This is a genomic window from Marinobacter sp. tcs-11 (assembly GCF_002049515.1).
Lineage (GTDB): Bacteria > Pseudomonadota > Gammaproteobacteria > Pseudomonadales > Oleiphilaceae > Marinobacter > Marinobacter nauticus.
Map to the genome: position 1 here is coordinate 1 of NZ_LLYU01000051.1, position 1,513 is coordinate 1,513.

General features: G+C 49.7%; 1 protein-coding gene. It reads right to left on the reverse strand.

The genetic code is table 11. The features are described from left to right. Positions 1-65 precede the first annotated feature (65 nt). The gene (locus ARC85_RS19620) at positions 66-1,397 is read right to left on the reverse strand and encodes an IS4 family transposase (protein ID WP_286715995.1); all 1,332 of its coding nucleotides are present in this window, start codon (positions 1,395-1,397) and stop codon (positions 66-68) included. Between the last annotated feature and the right edge of the window lie 116 nt (positions 1,398-1,513).

Genomic DNA, 1,513 nt, shown 5'->3' on the forward strand with positions numbered 1-1,513 from the left:
CGTGGCACAGTAATAGTTCACCCTCGTATAGCCTATAGCGAAGCCCGGCAATGCCGCAATGCTGTTCACTTAAGCGGAGCAGCATCGCGATCCACCGGATAACGGGTCTTTGATATCTTAACCGTCCGAGGCGTTGTTGGCCTCGGACGTCTTTCTAAAAACAGGCTGCCAATGCCTCCTCTGAGCTCCGACAGCCGCCTACCCGTTCCCGACAAGGGGTTCGATGCAGCCATCACAATCAGTTGAACCGCAATATAATCACAGACAGCTTTGAATCGGATGTCTGACGGTGCGCGATCAAAGCTTACCGCTGCCATAGAGGCTTCTCGTCTGATGACATTGTAGCAAAGCAGTAACCCCCAAAGTTCTTGGTAAACGAGATCAATTTTCTTGCTTCTCAGCGTGATTGCATTGTTTTGCATAGAGCTTTTGATATCTCGAAAGCCCAGCTCAATTTCCCACCGCTCTTTATATAAAGTCGATATCTGGTCGGCGCTAAACCCTTCTACAGGCAGTGATGTCATAACGGTTTTAAGACCGTTTTTCACTTTGTAAGTCACCCGTCTTGCAAACCAGACATCCGGAAGGTTGGGGTTCTTTTTTCTGGCTTGTGGCGATACTTTCATGCGCACAAGGTCATCGCCTTCGGCGTAATTTTCCATTACCTCACACACAACACCCCTGCGCTCGGGGATCAGCCAATGCCGCTCAGCCCCTTGATCATTAAGGCTTAACAGTAGATTGGCGCTCCAAAAGCCTTTATCAAATAGCGTAATTGAGTGATCGGGTATTTGAGACAGGAAGCTTTCTGCAAGAGGAACCTCCCCCCGTCGATAAGGGCTGATTTGGGCATCAATCATGATATGTGAACGCACATTCATTAAGGCAATCAGTCTTAACATGGGGAAAGGCGTTTGACGCTTAGTTGAAGTATTGCCAGAGCCAAAATGTTCACGCAACTCAGCTGTGTCCTGGGTACGAAACAAGGCCCCGTCAACAGCCATTACTCGCAGACCTTGCCACTCATCTTCAGGGTAGCGTTCATCCCCCCATTTTCCGCCAGTTTGACGGAACAACCACTCAACCGGCTCAGAACCCAGTCGTGTGCGGGCATTGGTGATGCCACTGCGGGCAAGAAGACTGTCTGAAGCCAAGCCTTGTGCGCAGATATTGAGCCGCCTTGCCACTTCATGCACAGGCTCGTCACGGAAAATAGCCATGCCCAGTACGAGCCAAAGCACTTGATCTGAAGGCAGGCGACGCCTGCGGATGGTCGCTGAGGCTGAGAGACGGAGGGCTGATTCAACCCATTCTACCGGGATATTGTGAGTGAATGAGCTTAGGTCGGAGAAATTAAAAAGCTCACTTAGATCCAACAGATCGCACTGAAAAGGCATAAAAAAATCCGAAGTCATATCTGACTTCGGATTTTCTATTAAGCCCGCTAGTTACTCAATTTCCTAAGTGAACAGCATTGCGGCATTGCCGGGCTTCCAGATTGCTGATAAACCCC